Here is an 18,766-nt window from a genome sequence, read left to right on the forward strand (position 1 = left end):
TTCGTCATATGCACGGGTCGCAAACCCCAATGACGAGGCAGATTATGGCGAATTTTCACTATCACAACGATCTGCCCGACGGCCTTGATCTGGGCCCCGTGGTCGCTATCGATTGCGAAACGATGGGACTAAATCCGCACCGCGACCGTCTCTGCCTTGTGCAAATGTCCGGCGGTGACGGAAATGCGCATCTCGTCCAGATCGAAAAGGGTCAGTCCGATGCACCGAATCTCTGCCGGATGCTCGAAGATCAGAATGTGCTCAAACTCTTCCATTTCGGACGTTTCGACATCGCGGCGATGTATCATGCCTTTGGCGCGCTGGCTCAGCCGGTCTATTGCACCAAGATCGCGTCGAAACTCGTGCGCACCTATACGGATCGTCATGGGCTGAAGAATCTGCTCGATCAATTGCTGAAAACCGACATTTCGAAGTACCAGCAGATGAGCGACTGGGGTGCAAAGACTCTTACCGAAGCGCAACTCGACTATGCTGCCTCCGATGTTCTCTACCTCCACCAGCTCAAAGAAAAGCTCGACGAGATGCTGGTGCGTGAAGGTCGCGATGACCTCGCGCAATCCTGTTTTGATTTCTTGCCGACCCGAGCAAGGCTGGACCTCGAAGGCTGGCCCGAAATCGACATTTTCTCGCACTGAGGCTGGCATGACCGACACTTCCGCATTTATCAAAACCGGACAACGCGTCATCCGCCGTGAAGCCGAAGCGCTCGCCTTACTGGCGGAATCACTGGGCACGGACTTCACGACGGCCACGCAGGCCATTCTCGCTTCCAAAGGCCGCGTAATCGTCACGGGAATGGGTAAATCCGGCCACGTGGGACGCAAAATTGCCGCGACCCTCGCATCTACTGGGACGCCTGCCCATTTCGTTCACCCCGCCGAAGCCAGCCACGGCGATCTCGGAATGATCGGGCCCGATGATGTGGTTCTGGTGTTGTCGAACTCGGGGGAAACGCCCGAACTTGCAGACCTCATCGCCTACACGCGTCGCTTCGGGATCACTATGATCGGTATCGCATCCAAGCCTGATAGCGCGCTGATCAGAGCCTGTGATGTGGGTCTAATCCTGCCCAAAGTGGAAGAAGCCTGCGATCAGGGGATCGTGCCAACCACATCGACCACCATGACGCTGGCGCTTGGCGATGCCATCGCTATTGCCCTGATGGAAACACGCTCCTTCACCGCGGATAATTTCCGCCTGCTGCATCCGGGCGGAAAGCTTGGTGCACGCCTGACCAAGGTTCGCGACCTGATGCACACAGACATGCCATTGGTCAAAGCGGCCACTTCGATGCGTGCGGCGCTCGACGAAATTTCGGCCAAGGGATTCGGTGTCGTCGGCGTTCTCGACGATCAGGGCGGCCTCGCAGGGATCATCACCGATGGTGACCTGCGTCGCCACATTGACGGCCTACTGGACAAAACGGCCGGTGACATCATGACCGCCAACCCGCTCACGATCGCTGCAGACGCCGTTGCGGAAAAGGCAGTGGCGCGGATGGATGAACGCTCGATCACCTGCCTGTTTGTGCGGGATCCTGCCGATGACGGTCGCCCGTGCGGAATTTTGAAGATTCAGGACTGCTTGCGCGCGGGTGTCGTGTAGAACGTGGCCATGGCGCGCTACGACAACTCCCATTCCCGCTTTGTGGCCTACGCAAAGGTCATCCTTCCACTCGCAAGCCTTGCGATTCTGGCGACCCTATTCCTGTTCTCGCGCCGCCCCGACACGACAAGCACGATTCCCTATGCGCGGGTCGACATCGAAACGCTTGCACGTGAGCAGCGACTCGATGGCGCGTCCTTTGCAACCGTTCTCACCGATGGGGGAGAATTGTCCCTGAACGCGGACCGTGTGCGTCCCGATTTGTCGAATAACGACGTGATAAATGGCAGCACGATCTCGGGTGAACTTGCCCTTCCGGATGGAACGACTGTCACCCTCACGGCAAACGATGGCGTCATTGACGGACCAGGGCGGGTCGCAGAGCTTTCCGGTAGCGTTGTTGTACGCACCTCCAGCGCCTATTCGATCAAAACCGACAGGATCGCCGCCCTCCTGGATGCCTCGAAAATAGAAAGCCCCGGAGCCGTCGATGCAGAGGGGCCCGCAGGAACAATTCACGCGGGCAGCATGGAAATCTCGGAGGTCGGGGTCGACAAGCAGTACCAACTGGTTTTCAAGAACGGGGTTAGGCTGATATATCAGCCTTGAACATTCTGGGGGTTTACGTGTCCGAGTTTCGAAAATTGGCATTTGCTCTGGCCCTTGCCGGCCTATTGCCCCTCGCGTCAGGCGCAATTGCACAGGGCACGTCCGTTGCATTTGGCAGTTTCCAGCATGATAGCACGCTTCCAATAGAGGTCACTTCCGACCAGCTTTCCGTGGCGCAGGAAACGGGTAAGGCAATTTTTTCCGGCAATGTTCTTGTTGGACAGGGTGAATTGAAGCTCTCGGCTGGCACGGTCGAAGTTATCTATGCCGAAGACACCGAAGAAATCGCGCGCCTGATGGCGTCCGGCGGCGTGACCATGACGAACGGAAACGAGGCTGTGGAGGCGCAGTCCGCAGACTACGACCTCAAATCCGCAACAGTTACCCTTACCGGTGATGTGATTCTCACACAGGGCCCGAATGCGATTTCCGGTGAACGACTCGTGATTGATCTGGAAACCGGAAACGGCCAGATCGACGGACGTGTCCGCACAATTCTTCAGCCCGGATCAAAGTAGTGGAACCGGAACGCGGGCTCAGGGTCCGAAATCTGCGAAAGGGCTACAAGCGTCGCACGGTTATTCGCGATGTCACGCTCGATCTCGATCGAGGCGAGGTTGTCGCCCTGCTCGGACCGAACGGATCGGGCAAGACAACCTGCTTTTACTCAATTGCCGGCTTGGTAATGCCCGAAGCCGGTCAGGTCATTGTCGATGGCCGCGACATTACGCTGCTACCTATGTATCGCCGCGCAAAGCTTGGAATCGGCTATCTCCCTCAGGAAGCGTCGATTTTCCGCGGGCTCTGTGTCGAAGACAACATTCTCGCAATTCTGGAAGTCGCGGAAAAAGACCCGCTGGTGCGCCGCGAGCGGTTAGAGGATCTGTTGTCCGAGTTCTCAATCGCCCATTTGCGACGTGCGCCTGCATTGGCCCTTTCGGGTGGGGAACGGCGGCGCGTTGAGATCGCAAGATGCCTTGCCGCGAACCCTTCCTACGTGCTGCTCGACGAACCTTTCGCAGGCGTGGACCCGATCGCCGTCGCGGAAATCCGTGGGCTCGTTTCCGATCTCAAAAACCGCCAGATCGGCGTTCTGATCACAGACCATAACGTTCAGGAAACATTGGGAATTATCGACCGTGCATACATCCTGCATGATGGGCAGGTTCTTATGTCCGGCACACGCGATGAAATCGTGGCCGATGAAACGGTCAGACGGGTTTACCTAGGTGACAATTTCCGTATCTGACCCACCGGTTTCTATTGACTCTACCCCCCTAATTGCCGCCAAATACAGGTGATGCATAACCATCGTCCCAAGGCACGCGCCACATTGATCCTTCCGACCAAGGCGCTTTTGCACCGGTCCCCAAAAGACGCGGCGGCGAAGCTGGACATGGGCATCACATCCCGTACCGACGGAAAACCTTTGGCCTCAACGGAACACCCTCGTTCCGTGGATGAAGCCTGACACAAAGAAGGAGGTATCTCATGCGGTATCAGATCAGTGGTAAGCAAATCGACATTGGCGAAGCGCTTCAGACACACGTTCAAAACGAACTCTCCGAAGTGATCAAGAAATACGCCGAGCGCCCCACCGACGCGCACGTCGTCTTCTCGAAAAACGGCGCAGAGTTCAATTGCGAGGCGGTCGTCCACCTCTCCACCGGTCTAACGGCGCAAGCCAGCGCCCACGCCCATGAAATCTATGCTGCGTTCGAAGCATGTGCGGAGAAAATGGAGAAACAACTTAGACGGTACAAACGCCGCCTGAAAGACCACCATAAGGACCGTACGGAGCCTGTTGAAATCTTCGGAGCTTCACAGTATATCCTCGCCGCGTCCGAACACGAAGACGATCAAGAGCCCGATACACTGCAGCCAATGATCATCGCGGAGATGCAAACGCGTGTTCCTACACTCTCCGTTGGTGAAGCGGTGATGCAGATGGAACTCGCCGGCGCACCGGTTCTCGTGTTCAGGAACGAAGGAAAGACAGAAGTTAATGTCGTCTACCGACGCCCGGACGGGAACATCGGTTGGATTGACCCGAATAACGCAAGTTAGAAAGGCCCGTTTGCCGCCGCATATAGACGGAACGGGACCAGTACCTGAATGGACATAACGAAATTACTCGAACCGCAGGCCGTTAAGGTCGTCGGCAAGATGACCAGTAAAAAACGCCTGTTTCAGGATCTGGGTGACATTGCGGCGGCAGCCTATGGTCTGTCGGCGAATGATACCGTTGACGCCTTGCAGGAGCGCGAGAGCCTCGGCCCCACCGGTGTGGGGCACGGGGTCGCGCTCCCCCATGCACGCCTAGAAGGTCTCGACCGTATTGTCGGGGCCTTCGTCCGCCTCGAGAAAGCGATGGATTTCGACGCCGTAGACCGGCAGCCGGTTGATCTGGTCTTTGCTCTCTTTGCGCCTGCAGAGTCGGGCGTTGACCACCTAAAAGCACTGGCGCTCGTCTCGCGCACCATGCGTGACCCCGACATTTGTGCAAAGCTTCGTGCAAATGCCGACGCAGCAACGCTTCACGCGATCCTTGCCGCAGGTCCGGCGGTGAAAGCCGCCTAAGCACACCTGCTTATCGCCAAGGGCCGAACCCGAACATCATGTAATCTCGTTGATAGGCGGCTTTGACCGCCTCTTCGATTTGCGCATCGTAGAAATCCGCGAGGGCGTAAACGCCGTCGTCATCGGGTTGCGGCACGTCAATCGCGTTACAACCAACGCTTGCTGCGAGCGATGGCAATAGCTGCCCCATTTCGTCCTCACGGATTAGGTGATCGGGAAATCCGAATTCGCCGAACCCCTTGATAACCTCGGACTGGGTTGCCCACCCGCCATCAACGCGCACCGATGTCTGCCCCCCCAAGTTCCCGCGCACAAAGTCGGCGAATTTCAGAAACGCCTCACGGTGACGTTCCAATGTGTAATCCGCGTCAGGCGCACCTTCGCTCAGAGGTAGCTTATAGGTCGCTCGCAACACATTCCTGATCTCGGAAAAAGTGTCGGCAGAAAACGACGCGAAGTGCCGGCAGAAAACGCGGTGGAGTCGTTCAACTGGATGGGGCAGCACCACAAAACTCCGGTGGCCCTTATTCTTGCGTTTCCATTGGCGCAGCGACTTTTGAGTGAACCCGGCCTTCAATTGCTCTTTGTGCACCTCATCGAGTGCAGCAAGCCAGGCTGTAACGGCCTGATCCGGCCCGCCACGCATGGGCATGTAGAGAATCGGACTTTCCGCCGCCGCAACAAACGTCGGAACTGCAGGTCCACGGGCAGGTTCGAAGTTCGGGGTGTTCCCAAGGTTGAAGTGATCAATCGACCCCAAGGCTGCGACCATCTCGTCATAGTTTCGCACCTTGTCTTCGAGGCTCGCGGGGTTTTGCACCTTGGTCTTTTGCACTGTACGGCCACGAACCTCATCAACACCGAGATACCGCGCCATGCCGTTGATGACGTCTATGTCCTGAATGTCTTCGTAGTTCAGATAAAATCCGGTCTGACCCCGGGTCTGCAGAGCGCGCTGCAGGAAGAGTTGAAACCGCTTCACCTCGTCTAGAGTCCGCTCGAATTCATCCCGCTCAAAGGTGATCTGCGCGGTCTTCGCGTCCTTCAAGTCGCCCAACCGCCACTGACCGGTTTCAGTTGCAATTTTCCGCGACACATAGCTTTCGAGCGGGTTTCGGGTCAAAATCACCTTCGCACATCGGGGATCATCAATGATGTGCTGCAACACGCGCGGGTCATGGTTGTGAAAGAAACGAAACCCCGCCAAGCCATCGGTTTTTTCCCGCAGCCGGTTGAGGAGAACCAATGGATCTGCCTCCCGCTGAGGCAGGCTAACCCCTAAAAGCTCTTCCTTTTTAGCCTTTCCGATAAAATGCGGATTGAAGACTTCGCCCCAACATTTCAGGCCGAAATACGCGTTGATATTCTCTTCCAGAAAATTGGACCCTGTCCGCATCTCGGCGAAAATCACGAAGTAATCAAAGGTCTCGGACATGCGCTATTTCACCAGGTAAGGACGTTTCGGACGATCCGCGGGCGCGTCGACGGGACCATTAACAGGAAAATCGCCCATCAGATGCGGATTCATACCCTGATTTTTGAGATTTTGCAGGAACTGTCCAAACCCTGTGAGGTCACGAAGCTTCGGTAGGTCCGTAAGGCGGCGATGGTCACGTGGCCCGATCTCGTCGATGATCGCTTGTAATGGCTCCAATTGCGACTCAACAAAGTCGGCCATGGTCCATATCCGCACGCGCGCCTTAACGTGTTGCGTGCGCAGAATGCTAAGGTGTTCGGCCTCAATCTTCTGCAAACGCGCTGCCGTGCGACGAATTTCATCAAACGGCTTGTTCGCACGAAAAAGGGACACAGCCCAAGCTCCCGCAATGACGGAAATCTGCGCATTGGGATCCGTCGCGATCATCCAGTTGATTTCCTGGTTGTCGCGCGGCCCGAACATAAAACATTGCCGTTCACCGCGTGTGTTCCAGATCAGCGACGTTAGAAATCCACAGGGGTTATAGTCGCGCAACTTCGCGTGGTCGGTAAGGGCGCCAGAATAGGCCGTCTGCCCGCCTGCAAACTCGGCGCGCTCGGGTGCGTAGAGGTGCCCGTGGACGCGCGCGCCCGAAACCCGCACCAGCCAAGGCTCGAAGTCCTCGTATAAGTCCGCAAAACCTTCGAACACCGAATAGCCTGCGCTGGTTTTTCCATTGCCTTTACCATGACCCGGCATTCGGCTCTGCATGTAGAGACCTTCTCGCCCCATCACGCGGCGCTCCAACGCCTTTGCAAATATCCGGTCGATTTTTCCCGGGTTCGGTTCGGCGCCCGTCATCGGGTTGGATTTGCGGTCCAGAAAACTCTCGTAGAGACGATCCGCATGGGGCCAAATCTTTCGCGCGACAAAGCAATCCGAGCGGCGCAAAAGCTGCAAGTGATCGTCGTAGAAAACGTGCGGTTTGCCCTGATGATCAAACTTCGAAAGCGTCAACGTCCGACTCTCGACTTGGCTCGAATGCAGCCGAACCAGGGTCTGATAGTAGCTTTCGTCAGGGATCCACACGCGCTCGAAATATTTGTCGTAAACGGGCCGGTTTGGGTCTTCGAGAATTGCCGTGAGTGTCGCCCGCGTCAGGCACCACCATTGCGATCCCATATGGGGAACCAGTCCTGCCGGAATGCGGCGTTTGAACCCGAGCCTGCGTTGCAAAGCGACATATCGATCAAACAATCTGCGCCGACGTTTCCACGAGAACGGAAAGCGCAACGTAAACCGTTCGATATCGAGCCCGCCAACTGTCCAGACCACGTCCTCCGTCGTTACGCTTTCGATGAAATCCGTGTTGGGCCGCGCGGCAAGATAGGTCTGCAAATCACCGACAGGTCTGAGAGGAAGGCATGACCCCGACGCGAGGTAGACATGCTGCACCTCGGGAAACTTTTCGAGCATCAGGGTCGATGCATCCTGCGATGCCGCTACAAGGGACCACGTGCCCCATTCGCAGGCATGTCGTTTGGAGAACAAAACGTTCTCGAGATCGGCAAGCTTTTGTATGAACCGGCTCGAAATGTCTTTCGAAACCCTCTTGTCGATATGAATCACAACCGGACAGCCCTGCTCCGCCCAGTGCCGCGCGAGCTGTTCTGCGCGGTGAAGCTCGGCGTGGACCAACATGACAACGCCGACACTCATGCCCAGTTTCCCTTGGACATCAGGCCGAGAATCTCGAGTTGTCGCCAGTTGATGTATTTTTCAGACCAGTTGCACCAAAGATCCGGATCCTCGGACAGCCTGCTGTTGTAGGCGAGGTATTCCCGGCTACCCGCGTAATGCTCGCGGCGACGCAATTCTTCCTGCGTCTTCTCCACGAAGGTATCCAGAAACTTGGCGTGCAAAAGCGCGCCCGCCGCCATCTCGCCACCCTCGGTATCAAAAACCGCATTCAACCCGCGCGGCAAGAGCATGTGGGTTGACTGAACGTAGGTATAAGAGCGGTGCCATTTGACCAGCGGGATCTTGTTCAATGACGGCGCGTTGTAGGGATCTTCGTGGAAAAACACGCGCGCTCTGGGACCGCCCTGTATCCAGAGATTCCCATAGTCTTCATTCTTGCTGACCATGTAGTTGCCACTGTCGAACCACTGCGCGATCTCGAACGGGTTCTGGCCTTCGCGGTAAGGCTGCGCATCGATCCGGCCCTTGGGGTACATGTCAATCAACATGGCCGGAAATGACCGTCGACCTGAACTATCCAGCCAATCTGTCAACGCCTTCACCGGACGCGTGTCCGAGAACGGGAATATGAAGAACTCGTCCGGATCGACGGTCAGCGTCCAATGCCCATGACAGTGTTTTCGGGCAATCCAGTTCACCCAATGGACGCCAAAACGTGCCTTCTTGTAACTCGCGGTTGTGTGCCAGAGCGTGACATCCTGTTGGCCGGTCAGATATTCGCGGGACCCATCGTCGCTATCGTTGTCGATGAACAGGAAATGCGACACGCCGAGTTTGCGGTAATACGACATGAAATAGGGCAGGCGGATGCGCTCGTTTCGCAGGGTGCAGACCAGCAGTACGTCATCGGGCCGGATATGCGACAGGTTGTTTTGGACAAACCTCAACTCGCGGCTTTTTCGAAAGGCACGCCAAAGGCGTTGCTTGCGCCGCATTCTGAGACGATATCGAATGAAACGATTCAATGGTCCGCACGTTCCCCGCATTATACCTACGCAGATACGTCATCTGCCGAGGTCCGCGATGGCACATGATCCACCGCACTTTTTATTTATAACTAGGGCTATTCTTCCATTGGGTAAACAACCCATGATGTGGTGCCAGGTCAACGCCAATCGCCGCGACCCATCAGGCCCTCTGATTCTAGCGCCTCCCAACCCGCATAAGTCTTAGCATCTTCGTGCCAAAGGTCCGGATCATTTGCGAGCGCGCCATAGTAAGCGTCGTAATCCGTAGGATTCGTAAAATGCTCTTTTCGGATCGCCGCCGCGCGCGTTTTTGCCAAGGCGTCAGGCAGAAATTTAGCGTGCAATAGCGCGCCCGTGGGCATCTTGGATTGCATCGATTGTGAATTGAGACGGGTCGGCAGTGCGATATGGGTCGAGCTCGCGTAGGCATACCGCCAATGCCATTTGATCAACGGGGTCTTCTGCAAATGCGGCGATAGATCAGGGCGTTCTTGGAAAAAGACGCGCTCCCGCGGGCCGCCCCTGATTGAGGTGTTGCCATACACGGGGTGTGTTTCGCGCCGATATCCCGCGGCATCATAGTAGGGTAGCGCCTCCTCAAAGCGTTGCCCCGGCGTATAACTGACGTGGCTTATCGGCCCCTTCGCGTAGAGTTCGACCATGATCGTTTGCAGCGACAAGGCACCTCGTTCGTCAAGCCACGCGGTGAGATCATGCAAATCGCGCGCGCCTTGGTGGGGGATGACCAGCGCCTCATCGGCATCCAGCGTGAGACACCAATGCCCTGCGCCATAACGCATCAACAACCCGTTCAACCAATCCATTCCGAAACGGGCATCGCGATAACTTTGGGTCGTGGAGAACAGCGTCACATCGGGCTGCTTTGTGGCATATTCCGCGGTACCGTCGTCGCTACCATTGTCGACGATATAGAACTGATCGACCCCCATCGCGCGATGATGGTTCAAAAAATAGGGGAGCCGCTCAAGTTCGTTGCGCACGCAAACAAACCCGAGAATGTCATTGGCGGCGCGGGTTGGCTCGCCTGTCACCTGCACAAGTTGTCGCCGCCGCCGCAGGGCACGCGCCAGCAGATACCTCCGCTTCACTCGCAGTCGGTATTTCTGCAAATAACTGTTCACGAAAGCCGACCTCCGCCCGTCGGCCCATCCGGCCTATTTGTCGTAATGGCCAGTTTGGTGCCATTTCCACGCATCCGCAATCATCAACGGAAGAGTCGAACGTTCAGGCCGCCATCCCAATTCCGTCACCGCCCTCTCGGAGCCGGAAACGAGTTTGGTGCAATCTCCCGCACGGCGCGCGCCTTCGACGATTGGCACTTCCATATTCGTAACGGCCCGCGATTCATCGACGACCTCGCGCACAGAGAAACCGGACCCGGTACCTAGGTTGAATACTCGGCTACCTTTGTCGCCTTCGAGCCATTTTAGACCCAGAACATGCGCATCGACGAGATCGCAGACATGCACATAGTCCCGAATGCAGGTGCCGTCGGGGGTTTCATAGTCGGTGCCAAAAATCGTCAAAGCATCCCGTTTCCCCGCAATCGCGTCGAGCATCAGCGGGATAAGGTGCGTCTCAGGCTGGTGAAACTCGCCAACCTCGGCGTCCGGATCGCATCCGGCAACATTGAAGTAGCGGAAAATCACTGACTTCAGGCCGTAGGCCTGTTCGAAGTTCACGAGGATATCCTCGATCGCCTTCTTCGACGCGCCGTAGGAATTGATCGGAAACTGCGGAGTATTCTCGTCGAGAACTACGTTGTCCTGATCCCCATAGGTCGCGCATGTGGACGAAAAGACGAAGTTCAGACAACCCGCCGCCACCGCAGCCTCAACCAAGGTCAAAGAGCCGATAACGTTGTTGCGCCAGTATTTGCCGGGGTCCTGCATGCTTTCGCCGACCTGGCTGAAGGCCGCGAAATGCATAACCGCGACAGGGCGATGCTTTTGGAATACTTCATCCAGGCGCGCGCGATCGAGTAGATCTCCCTGTTCAAACGGACCGAATTTAACCGCGGCTTCCCACCCTGTGGACAGGTTATCAAATGTCACCGGCGTGTAGCCGGCAGACCTGAGCGCTTTGCAGGCATGCGACCCGATGTAGCCGGCGCCGCCTGTTACGAGAACTGTTTCAGACATACAGGTTTACTGGGCCGCAGTTCGAACAGCGCTGAGCGTGTCGAGGTATTCCTGCAGCTCATCGCGCAGATCATCACGCGACAACGCAAACGAAATCATCGCCTGCAGATACCCCGCCTTGGATCCGCAATCGAACCGCTGACCGCTAAAACGGAATCCGTGGACTGGGCGTTTTGCCTCGATTTCATCTGCAATCGCATCGGTAAGCTGGATTTCACCACCCGCACCCGATTTCATCTTGTTGAGATTGCGCATCACGTCAGGAGACAGGATGTAACGGCCGATCACGGCCAGATTCGATGGCTCTGTGCCCGGCGCGGGTTTTTCCACCATCGCCTTGACCGACACTGTGGACCCAAAGTCCTCGTTCACGTCGAGGACGCCGTAAGACGACACTTTGTCTGTGGGGACCTCCATCGCTGCGACCATGGAACCGCCGCCCATATCTTCGTAGGCTTCAACCATCTGTTGAAGGCATGGTTTATCAGCGGCGATGACATCGTCAGGTAGAATGACTGCAAAGCTTTCCTTCGGGTCGAGCAACCGACGCGCACACCACACCGCGTGACCGAGGCCCAGCGCTTTGTGTTGGCGAATATACGCGATGGCGCCGCTGTCCATATTCGTCGCTTTGAGCGTCTCCAGAAGTTCGCTTTTGCTCTTCTTGCGCAGCTCCTGTTCGAGAACCGGTGAATGGTCAAAGTAATCCTCAAGCGCGCTCTTGCCGCGCGAGGTTACGAAAATAAATTCTTTGATGCCTGCCGCACGCGCTTCATCGATCGCGTATTGAATCAATGGGCGGTCAACCAGCGTCATGATTTCCTTTGGAATGGACTTTGTCGCGGGAAGGAACCGAGTGCCCAAACCGGCCACGGGAAAAATCGCCTTCGTTACCTTACGTTTCATGTCGTCTCCTACTCCTCGGACCATATCGACCCGATTCTATGCAAACCGTAGTGGTAATGCGCCTCGGAATCATTTGGTTCACCTATGGAGCCGATTCATGGCAGGCAAATGGCACAGATTTGCAATTTTGCGACAACAATATGCATCAGCGCCCAACTGTTGACCAGTTGGCATATAATAACTCACGCAATACCCATCTGATTCATCATCGACTCGATGCGTGAAACATCCTGCGGATTGTTCAATTCCCAGAACTGACGCCCCCGCGCTTCGACTTCGACACAGAGCACTGAACGTTCCCGTTCGAGGAACCTGAGCTGTTCAAGACCCTCAAGACCCTCTAGCGGTCCGGCCTCCCATGTCGGATAGGATTTCAGGGCCGCCGGACGATAGGCATACACTCCCACATGGTGAAACACCGGGGTCGGTGCCGCATCTTCAAAGGTCTGCGCGCAAAACGGAATCACTTCCTTGGAGAAATACAGCGCTTTGTGGTCGGCCCCGAATACCGCAGTTGTCCCGCCAACACGCCCAGCGCGGCGATCGTCCAACAGGTCATTGAGCGCGCGCCCGTCACACCGCAGAACCGGCGTTGCCACTTCCGCGATTGGATCGTTTCGCAGACCGGACACCAGATCTTCGACAAACCACGCAGGCGTAAGAGGTGCGTCGCCCTGCAGATTGACGACGATGTCATAACCACCGCCGAGCGTTTCAATTACTTCGGCGCAGCGTTCGGTGCCATTTGCGCAGTCCGGCGATGTCATCACAACTTCTGCGCCGAACGCTTCGGCCGCGTCCTTGATACGGTCATCATCCGTCGCAACAACGACCCGATCCACGCCCTTAACCGCACATGCAGCATCATAGCTGCGCTGGATCAGGGTCTTTTTCTCGCCGGTCGCGCCAGTCAGTTCGACGAGCGGTTTACCGGGATAACGCGTGGAGGCGTAGCGCGCCGGAATGACGATGAGGACAGACATCAGGGCTTTTTCAACTCTACGCCGGGCGCATAGGCAATAAAGAACGGGTTGGCGTAATCTTCTTTGCCGTAGACCAGCGGGCTGTGGTCGTCAAAGCGCACAACGTGTCCACCTGCGCCACTCAGGACGGCGTGGCCGGCTGCCGTGTCCCACTCCATCGTGCGACCCACGCGGGGGTAGAGATCGGCCTCGCCCGTCGCAACGAGACAGAATTTCAGGGACGAGCCCGCCGACTTGCTGTCTTTGACGCTGTATTTGTTGATGTAGTCCTCGGTCGCCTGATCGCGGTGCGACTTGGACGCCACTATCATCAGAGCACCGTTGTCTGGTTCAGAAACCGAGATTTTGGTCATGTCGCCCGGCACGGCCGGATCAAAACTACCCGTTTCTTCATAACTCTGGCCCGTCGCATCAGTGATGAACAAACGGTCCTTCGCGGGCGCAAACACCACACCGCGGATCGGGACACCGTTTTCGACATAGGCGATGTTCACGGTAAAATCGCCGCGCCGCTTGATGAATTCTTTGGTGCCGTCGAGCGGATCGACGATCAAAAATGTTGTGGCCTTGAGGTCATGTGACGCAGATTGTTCCTCTGTAATCAGGGGCACATCCGGGAACGCCGCCCGCAATCCAGCGGAGATGAGCGCATCAGCGGCTTCGTCAGCGATGGTCACAGGGCTGTCATCGGACTTCGATTTCACTTCAAAGTCGTCGCTGTTGTAGATCTCGAGGATCTTTTCCCCCGCCTCAATGGCAAGTTGACGCATTACGGGTACTAATTTTTCGAAATCCAACGGAACCTCCTAAGACACGGGAACAGACCCGCATTGAGTGACATCATTCGGCTCCTTATGCTATCGTGTGAGTAGAACGGCAAGAAAACCATGCTATTTCTTGCAGGGCAGTCATAGAATCGGCGCTAAATGTTCCAATACACACGCAATAGCAGCGGCCTGAGTGCCGCTTTTCAAATTCTGCGCCTGATCTTCGTGAACACAGTCCGTCACGTGCGCAAATCCCATGGCAATCCGCTGATGGGGCTGATTATCAGCGTGCTACAAACGATGATTCTCGTCTCTGTGTTCGTTTTCATGTTCACGATCCTTGGTCTACGCGGCGCGGCCATTCGGGGCGACTTTATCCTCTACATTCTCTCGGGCATCTTCCTGTTCCTGACGCACAACAAAGCTCTCGCCGCCGTTGCGGGCGCCGAGAATGCGACATCCCCGATGATGCAACACGCGCCGATGAACACGATGATCGCCGTCGCCTCCGCCGCGCTATCCTCGCTCTACACACAGGTTCTGGCAGCTATCGTGATCCTTACGATTTACCGGCTTGGCTGGAATGGGGGCGAATTTCAAAACCCCGCCGGAGCCGCCGGAATGCTGTTGCTGGCATGGTTTTCAGGGGCGGCGATCGGCATGGTTTTCCTCGCGGCGAAGCCTTGGGCACCGCGCGGCGTAGGATTGGTGCAAACCTTTTACACCCGCGCCAATATGATCGCGTCCGGCAAGATGTTTGTGGCCAACCAAACACCAACCTTCATTCTGTCCATGTTCACGTGGAACCCGCTCTTTCACACCATCGATCAGGCACGCGGATACACCTTCGTCAATTATTCGCCGCACTACAGTTCGTTGATGTATCCCATCTATTTCTCTCTGACCTTCCTCACGATCGGGCTTTTGGCTGAATTCTTCACCCGCCGTCGCGCCTCGCTCAGCTGGTCGGCACGCTAGGTCCTAACTCACAACCCGTAGAGTCAGATTTATACGACCCGCGCTTTTAAGGAGTGTGGACGTGCCTTCGGCGATTCTGTCAACGCCGTGAAAAAGTAGGCGGGCCTCACCCCCCATCACGACAACATCGCCAGACCTGAGCCAGATGCTCTCGGTTTTTCCGCCCCGCGTGCGATTGCCGACTCGGAAAAGCGCATCATCCCCCAAAGACACCGAAACAACGGGTTGTGTGAAATCAGTTTCGTCACGGTCCTGATGCATGCCCATTTTTGCCTCTGGACCATAGAAATTGATCAGGCAGCATTCGGGTTCACGCGCCGTCCCGCTCACCGCGTCCCAGATATTGCGCACGCTTTGTGGAATCGCAGGCCAAGCCACACCATCGGGATGCGTCTCGCTGTAGCGATATCCCCGACTGTCGCTGACCCATCCGAAACGTCCCGCCGAAGTCATCCGAACCGACATCGCCTTGCCGGACGGCGTTACGGGCGAAAAAAGTGGCGCAGCCGCCGTTACGTCACGCAAATCCGCGACGACGCGCTCCTGCGCCTCTGCATCGAGAAGTCCGCCGAAAACACGCATCCCGCGCAGTTCGGAAGCCGCGAATCCGTTAATGTTTGGCAATCTCAACGGCATTTCTCCCAATTCTCTTCATTTTTGTTCTTTTCACGCACGCGGCGAAACTTGCAGGGCCTCAAAGGCCTCCTTATATACCCCCTGAAGCGTGAGATCGGGCCATCCGGTCTCTCTAAACAATGGGATCGACGGCGGGTGCCGAAACGGGCCCCTCGTTAACATATCGCCAAGAGAGGATATTCTAGCATGGCAAAAGTCATCGGTATCGACCTCGGGACTACAAACTCCTGCGTCGCCATCATGGACGGCGCGCAACCGCGCGTCATCGAAAACTCCGAAGGGGCGCGCACGACGCCTTCGATCGTTGGTTTCACCGACAGCGAACGTCTGGTCGGTCAAGCCGCCAAACGTCAGGCAGTGACCAACCCCGAGAACACCGTTTTCGCCGTTAAACGTCTCATCGGCCGCCGCATGGGCGACGCCGAAGTGGAAAAAGATAAAAACCTCGTTCCTTACGCCATCATCGATGGTGGCAATGGTGACGCATGGGTGGAAGTGAAGGGTGACAAATACTCCCCTTCGCAAATCTCCGCCTTCATTCTGGGCAAGATGAAAGAAACGGCTGAAAGCTACCTCGGCGAGGAAGTTACCCAGGCCGTGATCACCGTGCCCGCATACTTCAACGACGCTCAGCGTCAGGCCACCAAAGACGCAGGCAAAATTGCCGGTCTCGAAGTGCTACGTATCATCAACGAACCGACAGCTGCTGCTCTGGCCTATGGTCTCGACAAAGAAGAAACCAAAACCATCGCGGTCTATGACCTCGGCGGCGGTACCTTTGACGTAACCATTCTCGAACTCGGCGATGGCGTCTTCGAAGTTCAGGCCACAAACGGTGACACGTTCCTCGGTGGTGAAGACTTCGACATGCGTATCGTCGGCTACCTCGCTGACGAGTTCAAAAAAGAACACGGCGTCGACCTGACCAAAGACAAGATGGCGCTGCAGCGTCTGAAAGAAGCTGCCGAGAAAGCAAAGATCGAACTGTCCTCTTCGAGCCAGACGGAAATCAACCAGCCGTTCATCTCGATGGAGCCCAGCACAGGCCAGCCTTTGCACCTTGTGGTCAAACTGACCCGCGCAAAGCTCGAAAGCCTCGTGTCCGACCTCATCAAGCGCTCTATGGATCCGTGCAAAGCGGCTCTCAAAGACGCAGGCCTGTCCACCTCTGACATCGACGAAGTCGTTCTGGTCGGTGGTATGACACGCATGCCGCGGGTCATCGATGAGGTTACCAAGTTCTTCGGTAAAGAGCCGCACAAAGGTGTGAACCCTGACGAAGTGGTCGCCATGGGCGCCGCAATTCAGGCCGGCGTACTTCAGGGCGACGTCAAAGACGTGCTTCTGCTCGACGTGACACCTCTGTCGCTCGGCATCGAAACTCTCGGTGGTGTATTTACGCGCCTCATCGACCGCAACACGACGATCCCGACGAAAAAGTCGCAGATCTTCTCGACCGCAGAGGACAACCAGTCCGCTGTAACCCTGCGCGTTTTCCAGGGCGAACGTGAAATGGCGGCTGACAACAAGATGCTCGGCCAGTTCAACCTCGAAGGTATCCCGCCGGCACCGCGCGGCATGCCACAGATCGAAGTGACCTTTGACATCAACGCCGACGGTATCGTCGAAGTTGGCGCCAAGGATAAAGGCACGAACAAAGAGCACAAAATCACCATTCAGGCCTCGGGCGGTTTGTCCGACGAGGACATCGACAAAATGGTGAAAGACGCCGAAGCGAATGCCGAGTCCGATAAGGAACGCAAAGAGCTCGTCGAAGCCAAGAACCAGGCAGAGAGCCTCATCCATTCGACGGAGAAATCCATCGAAGAGCACAGCGACAAAGTTGACCCGACCACGGTCGAGGCAATCGAACTCGCAATCGCCGCGCTCAAGGATCAGCTCGAAACCAACGATGCGAGCAAAATCCGTTCTGGCGTTCAGAACGTGACCGAGGCCGCTATGAAACTTGGTGAAGCGATCTACAAAGCGGATCAAGCGAAAGCCGGAAACGGCGATGATATGGACGTCGAAGACGGTCCGTCTTCTGTCGATGACGACATCGTTGATGCCGACTTCGAAGACCTCGACGATAGCAAACGGTCGTAAATTGCGATTGGGGACGATTGGCCGGCCCTCTTACTGTGAGGGTCGGCCATCGCGTTCCCGGAGGATTTAATCCATGGCTAAACGCGACTATTACGAAGTTCTCGGCGTCGATCGCGGCGTTGATGATGGCACGCTAAAGAAAGCCTATCGCAAAAAAGCGATGGAATTTCACCCCGACCGCAACAAGGACAACCCTGAAGCGGAGGCCAAGTTCAAAGAGCTGAGCGAGGCCTACGACACACTCAAAGATCCCGAGAAAAAGGCCGCATACGACCGCTACGGTCATGCCGCTTTCGAACAGGGTGGAATGGGTGCGCGTGGCGGATTTGGCGGCCAACAGCACGGCGATTTCGCCTCGGCGTTCTCCGATGTGTTCGACGACCTTTTTGGCGACTTTATGGGCGGCCCTCGTGGCGGCGCGCGTTCGCGTGCGCAACGCGGCTCCGACCTGCGCTACGATATGCGCGTCACGCTCGAAGAGGCCTACAGCGGAACGCAGAAAACCGTCAACGTTCCGACGTCCGTCTCCTGTGGTTCATGCAGTGGCACAGGCGCAGCAGGCGGGTCAGAGCCGCAGACATGCCCCTCATGTTCGGGGATGGGTAAAGTGCGTGCACAGCAGGGCTTTTTCACGGTCGAGCGGACATGCCCGACCTGTGGGGGCCTTGGCCAGACAATCAAAGACCCCTGCACCGTTTGTCGCGGCGCAGGGCGGGTAGAGAAAGAGCGCGCTCTGTCGGTCAACATTCCTGCGGGCGTTGAAACCGGTACGCGAATCCGTCTCGCCGGTGAAGGCGAAGCGGGCCTGCGTGGCGGACCTACGGGCGATCTTTACATCTTTGTTGAGGTCCAACCTCACCCGATTTTTGAACGCGACGGCATCAATCTCCATTGCTCGGTCCCTGTATCCATGGGCACCGCTGCGTTGGGGGGTGATATCGAGGTTCCCACGATCGACGGCGGACGTTCGCGCGTGAAAATTCCACAGGGTAGCCAATCCGGCCGGCAAATGCGTCTGCGCGGGAAAGGCATGCCAATGCTGCGCGGACAGGGTCAGGGCGACATGATGATCGAACTGGCGGTCGAAACGCCAGTGAATCTGACCTCGCGCCAGAAAGAACTCCTTCGTGAGTTTGAAAAGCTCAGTGAAGACAACAATCCTGAAAGCTCTTCTTTCTTCAAGAAGGTCAAAAGCTTCTGGGATGGCGTCAAAGGGTGACATCGCTGTTCTCGGTTAATGCAGATTAACCGGATATTCAGCGAATCG

The 18,766-nt window shown here is 56.5% G+C and carries 19 protein-coding genes; 10 read left to right on the forward strand and 9 right to left on the reverse strand.

What is annotated here, in order from left to right:
- The first annotated feature begins 44 nt into the window (after window positions 1-44).
- The 7 genes from ABD815_RS03040 (at window position 45) to ABD815_RS03070 (ending at window position 4,815) form a co-directional block, all read left to right on the forward strand.
- Complete coding sequence (locus tag ABD815_RS03040; RefSeq protein ID WP_344843278.1) at window positions 45-656, forward strand: ribonuclease D; 612 nt, start codon at window positions 45-47, stop codon at window positions 654-656.
- Between the two features lie 7 nt (window positions 657-663).
- On the forward strand, window positions 664-1,626 hold the full coding sequence (locus ABD815_RS03045; protein WP_344843281.1) for a KpsF/GutQ family sugar-phosphate isomerase: 963 nt from the start codon (window positions 664-666) through the stop codon (window positions 1,624-1,626).
- 9 nt (window positions 1,627-1,635) lie between these two features.
- Complete coding sequence (gene lptC / locus ABD815_RS03050) at window positions 1,636-2,235, forward strand: LPS export ABC transporter periplasmic protein LptC (protein WP_344843282.1); 600 nt, start codon at window positions 1,636-1,638, stop codon at window positions 2,233-2,235.
- Window positions 2,236-2,252: 17 nt separating this feature from the next.
- Window positions 2,253-2,753, forward strand: a complete 501-nt coding sequence (gene lptA, locus ABD815_RS03055; protein WP_344843284.1) for a lipopolysaccharide transport periplasmic protein LptA — start codon at window positions 2,253-2,255, stop codon at window positions 2,751-2,753.
- Complete coding sequence (gene lptB, locus ABD815_RS03060; RefSeq protein WP_425549842.1) at window positions 2,744-3,484, forward strand: LPS export ABC transporter ATP-binding protein; 741 nt, start codon at window positions 2,744-2,746, stop codon at window positions 3,482-3,484. The genes lptA and lptB overlap by 10 nt, the downstream gene beginning before the upstream one ends.
- A 242-nt stretch (window positions 3,485-3,726) precedes the next feature.
- Complete coding sequence (hpf, locus tag ABD815_RS03065; RefSeq protein ID WP_344843289.1) at window positions 3,727-4,302, forward strand: ribosome hibernation-promoting factor, HPF/YfiA family; 576 nt, start codon at window positions 3,727-3,729, stop codon at window positions 4,300-4,302.
- A gap of 48 nt (window positions 4,303-4,350) precedes the next feature.
- Window positions 4,351-4,815, forward strand: coding sequence for a PTS sugar transporter subunit IIA (locus ABD815_RS03070; protein ID WP_344843292.1), 465 nt, complete (start codon window positions 4,351-4,353; stop codon window positions 4,813-4,815).
- A 10-nt stretch (window positions 4,816-4,825) separates the two neighbouring features.
- Here the strand turns inward: ABD815_RS03070 and ABD815_RS03075 are convergent, their stop codons facing one another.
- From ABD815_RS03075 to cysQ, 8 genes are all read right to left on the reverse strand, one after another.
- Window positions 4,826-6,250: a nodulation protein NodH gene (locus ABD815_RS03075; protein WP_344843295.1), complete on the reverse strand. Its 1,425-nt coding sequence runs from the start codon at window positions 6,248-6,250 to the stop codon at window positions 4,826-4,828.
- A gap of 3 nt (window positions 6,251-6,253) precedes the next feature.
- Window positions 6,254-7,951: a DUF5927 domain-containing protein gene (locus ABD815_RS03080; protein WP_344843297.1), complete on the reverse strand. Its 1,698-nt coding sequence runs from the start codon at window positions 7,949-7,951 to the stop codon at window positions 6,254-6,256.
- Entirely contained in the window at window positions 7,948-8,979 is a 1,032-nt protein-coding gene (locus ABD815_RS03085) for a glycosyltransferase family 2 protein (RefSeq protein WP_425549833.1), read from the reverse strand. The genes ABD815_RS03080 and ABD815_RS03085 overlap by 4 nt, the downstream gene beginning before the upstream one ends.
- Before the next feature lie 119 nt (window positions 8,980-9,098).
- Window positions 9,099-10,019, reverse strand: coding sequence for a glycosyltransferase family 2 protein (locus ABD815_RS03090; protein ID WP_344843303.1), 921 nt, complete (start codon window positions 10,017-10,019; stop codon window positions 9,099-9,101).
- A gap of 117 nt (window positions 10,020-10,136) precedes the next feature.
- Window positions 10,137-11,123 carry a UDP-glucose 4-epimerase GalE gene (gene galE, locus ABD815_RS03095; protein ID WP_344843305.1) on the reverse strand — a complete coding sequence of 329 codons (987 nt, stop codon included), beginning with the start codon at window positions 11,121-11,123 and terminating at the stop codon, window positions 10,137-10,139.
- Between the two features lie 6 nt (window positions 11,124-11,129).
- Window positions 11,130-12,029 carry a UTP--glucose-1-phosphate uridylyltransferase gene (locus ABD815_RS03100; RefSeq protein WP_344843306.1) on the reverse strand — a complete coding sequence of 300 codons (900 nt, stop codon included), beginning with the start codon at window positions 12,027-12,029 and terminating at the stop codon, window positions 11,130-11,132.
- A gap of 182 nt (window positions 12,030-12,211) precedes the next feature.
- Window positions 12,212-13,012: a 3-deoxy-manno-octulosonate cytidylyltransferase gene (locus ABD815_RS03105; RefSeq protein ID WP_344843309.1), complete on the reverse strand. Its 801-nt coding sequence runs from the start codon at window positions 13,010-13,012 to the stop codon at window positions 12,212-12,214.
- Window positions 13,012-13,809, reverse strand: a complete 798-nt coding sequence (gene cysQ / locus ABD815_RS03110; protein ID WP_344843312.1) for a 3'(2'),5'-bisphosphate nucleotidase CysQ — start codon at window positions 13,807-13,809, stop codon at window positions 13,012-13,014. Before cysQ ends, ABD815_RS03105 begins: the two co-directional genes overlap by 1 nt.
- 129 nt (window positions 13,810-13,938) lie before the next feature.
- Here cysQ and ABD815_RS03115 point away from each other — a divergent pair, with 129 nt between their 5' ends.
- Window positions 13,939-14,757 (forward strand): ABC transporter permease, encoded by an 819-nt coding sequence (locus tag ABD815_RS03115; protein WP_344843315.1) that lies wholly within the window; start codon window positions 13,939-13,941, stop codon window positions 14,755-14,757.
- A gap of 3 nt (window positions 14,758-14,760) precedes the next feature.
- Here the strand turns inward: ABD815_RS03115 and ABD815_RS03120 are convergent, their stop codons facing one another.
- Window positions 14,761-15,339 carry an alpha-ketoglutarate-dependent dioxygenase AlkB family protein gene (locus ABD815_RS03120; RefSeq protein WP_344844245.1) on the reverse strand — a complete coding sequence of 193 codons (579 nt, stop codon included), beginning with the start codon at window positions 15,337-15,339 and terminating at the stop codon, window positions 14,761-14,763.
- A 240-nt stretch (window positions 15,340-15,579) separates the two neighbouring features.
- Between ABD815_RS03120 and dnaK the strand changes: the two genes are divergently transcribed.
- Together dnaK and dnaJ are read left to right on the forward strand one after the other, a co-directional pair.
- Window positions 15,580-17,499, forward strand: a complete 1,920-nt coding sequence (gene dnaK / locus ABD815_RS03125; protein WP_344843316.1) for a molecular chaperone DnaK — start codon at window positions 15,580-15,582, stop codon at window positions 17,497-17,499.
- Window positions 17,500-17,572: 73 nt separating this feature from the next.
- A complete protein-coding gene (dnaJ, locus tag ABD815_RS03130) occupies window positions 17,573-18,718 on the forward strand; it encodes a molecular chaperone DnaJ (RefSeq protein WP_344843318.1) in 1,146 nt (381 codons plus the stop codon).
- Window positions 18,719-18,766: the final 48 nt, after the last annotated feature.

Source organism: Celeribacter arenosi (assembly GCF_039539485.1).
In the GTDB taxonomy this organism is placed as follows: domain Bacteria; phylum Pseudomonadota; class Alphaproteobacteria; order Rhodobacterales; family Rhodobacteraceae; genus Celeribacter; species Celeribacter arenosi.

What these genes read in the sequence shown, in the direction of transcription:
- ABD815_RS03040 (WP_344843278.1), top strand. Translation starts at nt 45, where the DNA reads ATGGCGAATTTTCACTATCACAACGATCTGCCCGACGGCCTTGATCTG.
- ABD815_RS03045 (WP_344843281.1), top strand. Translation starts at nt 664, where the DNA reads ATGACCGACACTTCCGCATTTATCAAAACCGGACAACGCGTCATCCGC.
- lptC (WP_344843282.1), top strand. Translation starts at nt 1,636, where the DNA reads ATGGCGCGCTACGACAACTCCCATTCCCGCTTTGTGGCCTACGCAAAG.
- hpf (WP_344843289.1), top strand. Translation starts at nt 3,727, where the DNA reads ATGCGGTATCAGATCAGTGGTAAGCAAATCGACATTGGCGAAGCGCTT.
- ABD815_RS03070 (WP_344843292.1), top strand. Translation starts at nt 4,351, where the DNA reads ATGGACATAACGAAATTACTCGAACCGCAGGCCGTTAAGGTCGTCGGC.
- ABD815_RS03075 (WP_344843295.1), bottom strand. Translation starts at nt 6,250, where the DNA reads ATGTCCGAGACCTTTGATTACTTCGTGATTTTCGCCGAGATGCGGACA.
- ABD815_RS03080 (WP_344843297.1), bottom strand. Translation starts at nt 7,951, where the DNA reads ATGAGTGTCGGCGTTGTCATGTTGGTCCACGCCGAGCTTCACCGCGCA.
- ABD815_RS03085 (WP_425549833.1), bottom strand. Translation starts at nt 8,979, where the DNA reads ATGCGGGGAACGTGCGGACCATTGAATCGTTTCATTCGATATCGTCTC.
- galE (WP_344843305.1), bottom strand. Translation starts at nt 11,123, where the DNA reads ATGTCTGAAACAGTTCTCGTAACAGGCGGCGCCGGCTACATCGGGTCG.
- ABD815_RS03100 (WP_344843306.1), bottom strand. Translation starts at nt 12,029, where the DNA reads ATGAAACGTAAGGTAACGAAGGCGATTTTTCCCGTGGCCGGTTTGGGC.
- ABD815_RS03105 (WP_344843309.1), bottom strand. Translation starts at nt 13,012, where the DNA reads ATGTCTGTCCTCATCGTCATTCCGGCGCGCTACGCCTCCACGCGTTAT.
- ABD815_RS03115 (WP_344843315.1), top strand. Translation starts at nt 13,939, where the DNA reads ATGTTCCAATACACACGCAATAGCAGCGGCCTGAGTGCCGCTTTTCAA.
- ABD815_RS03120 (WP_344844245.1), bottom strand. Translation starts at nt 15,339, where the DNA reads ATGCGTGTTTTCGGCGGACTTCTCGATGCAGAGGCGCAGGAGCGCGTC.
- dnaK (WP_344843316.1), top strand. Translation starts at nt 15,580, where the DNA reads ATGGCAAAAGTCATCGGTATCGACCTCGGGACTACAAACTCCTGCGTC.
- dnaJ (WP_344843318.1), top strand. Translation starts at nt 17,573, where the DNA reads ATGGCTAAACGCGACTATTACGAAGTTCTCGGCGTCGATCGCGGCGTT.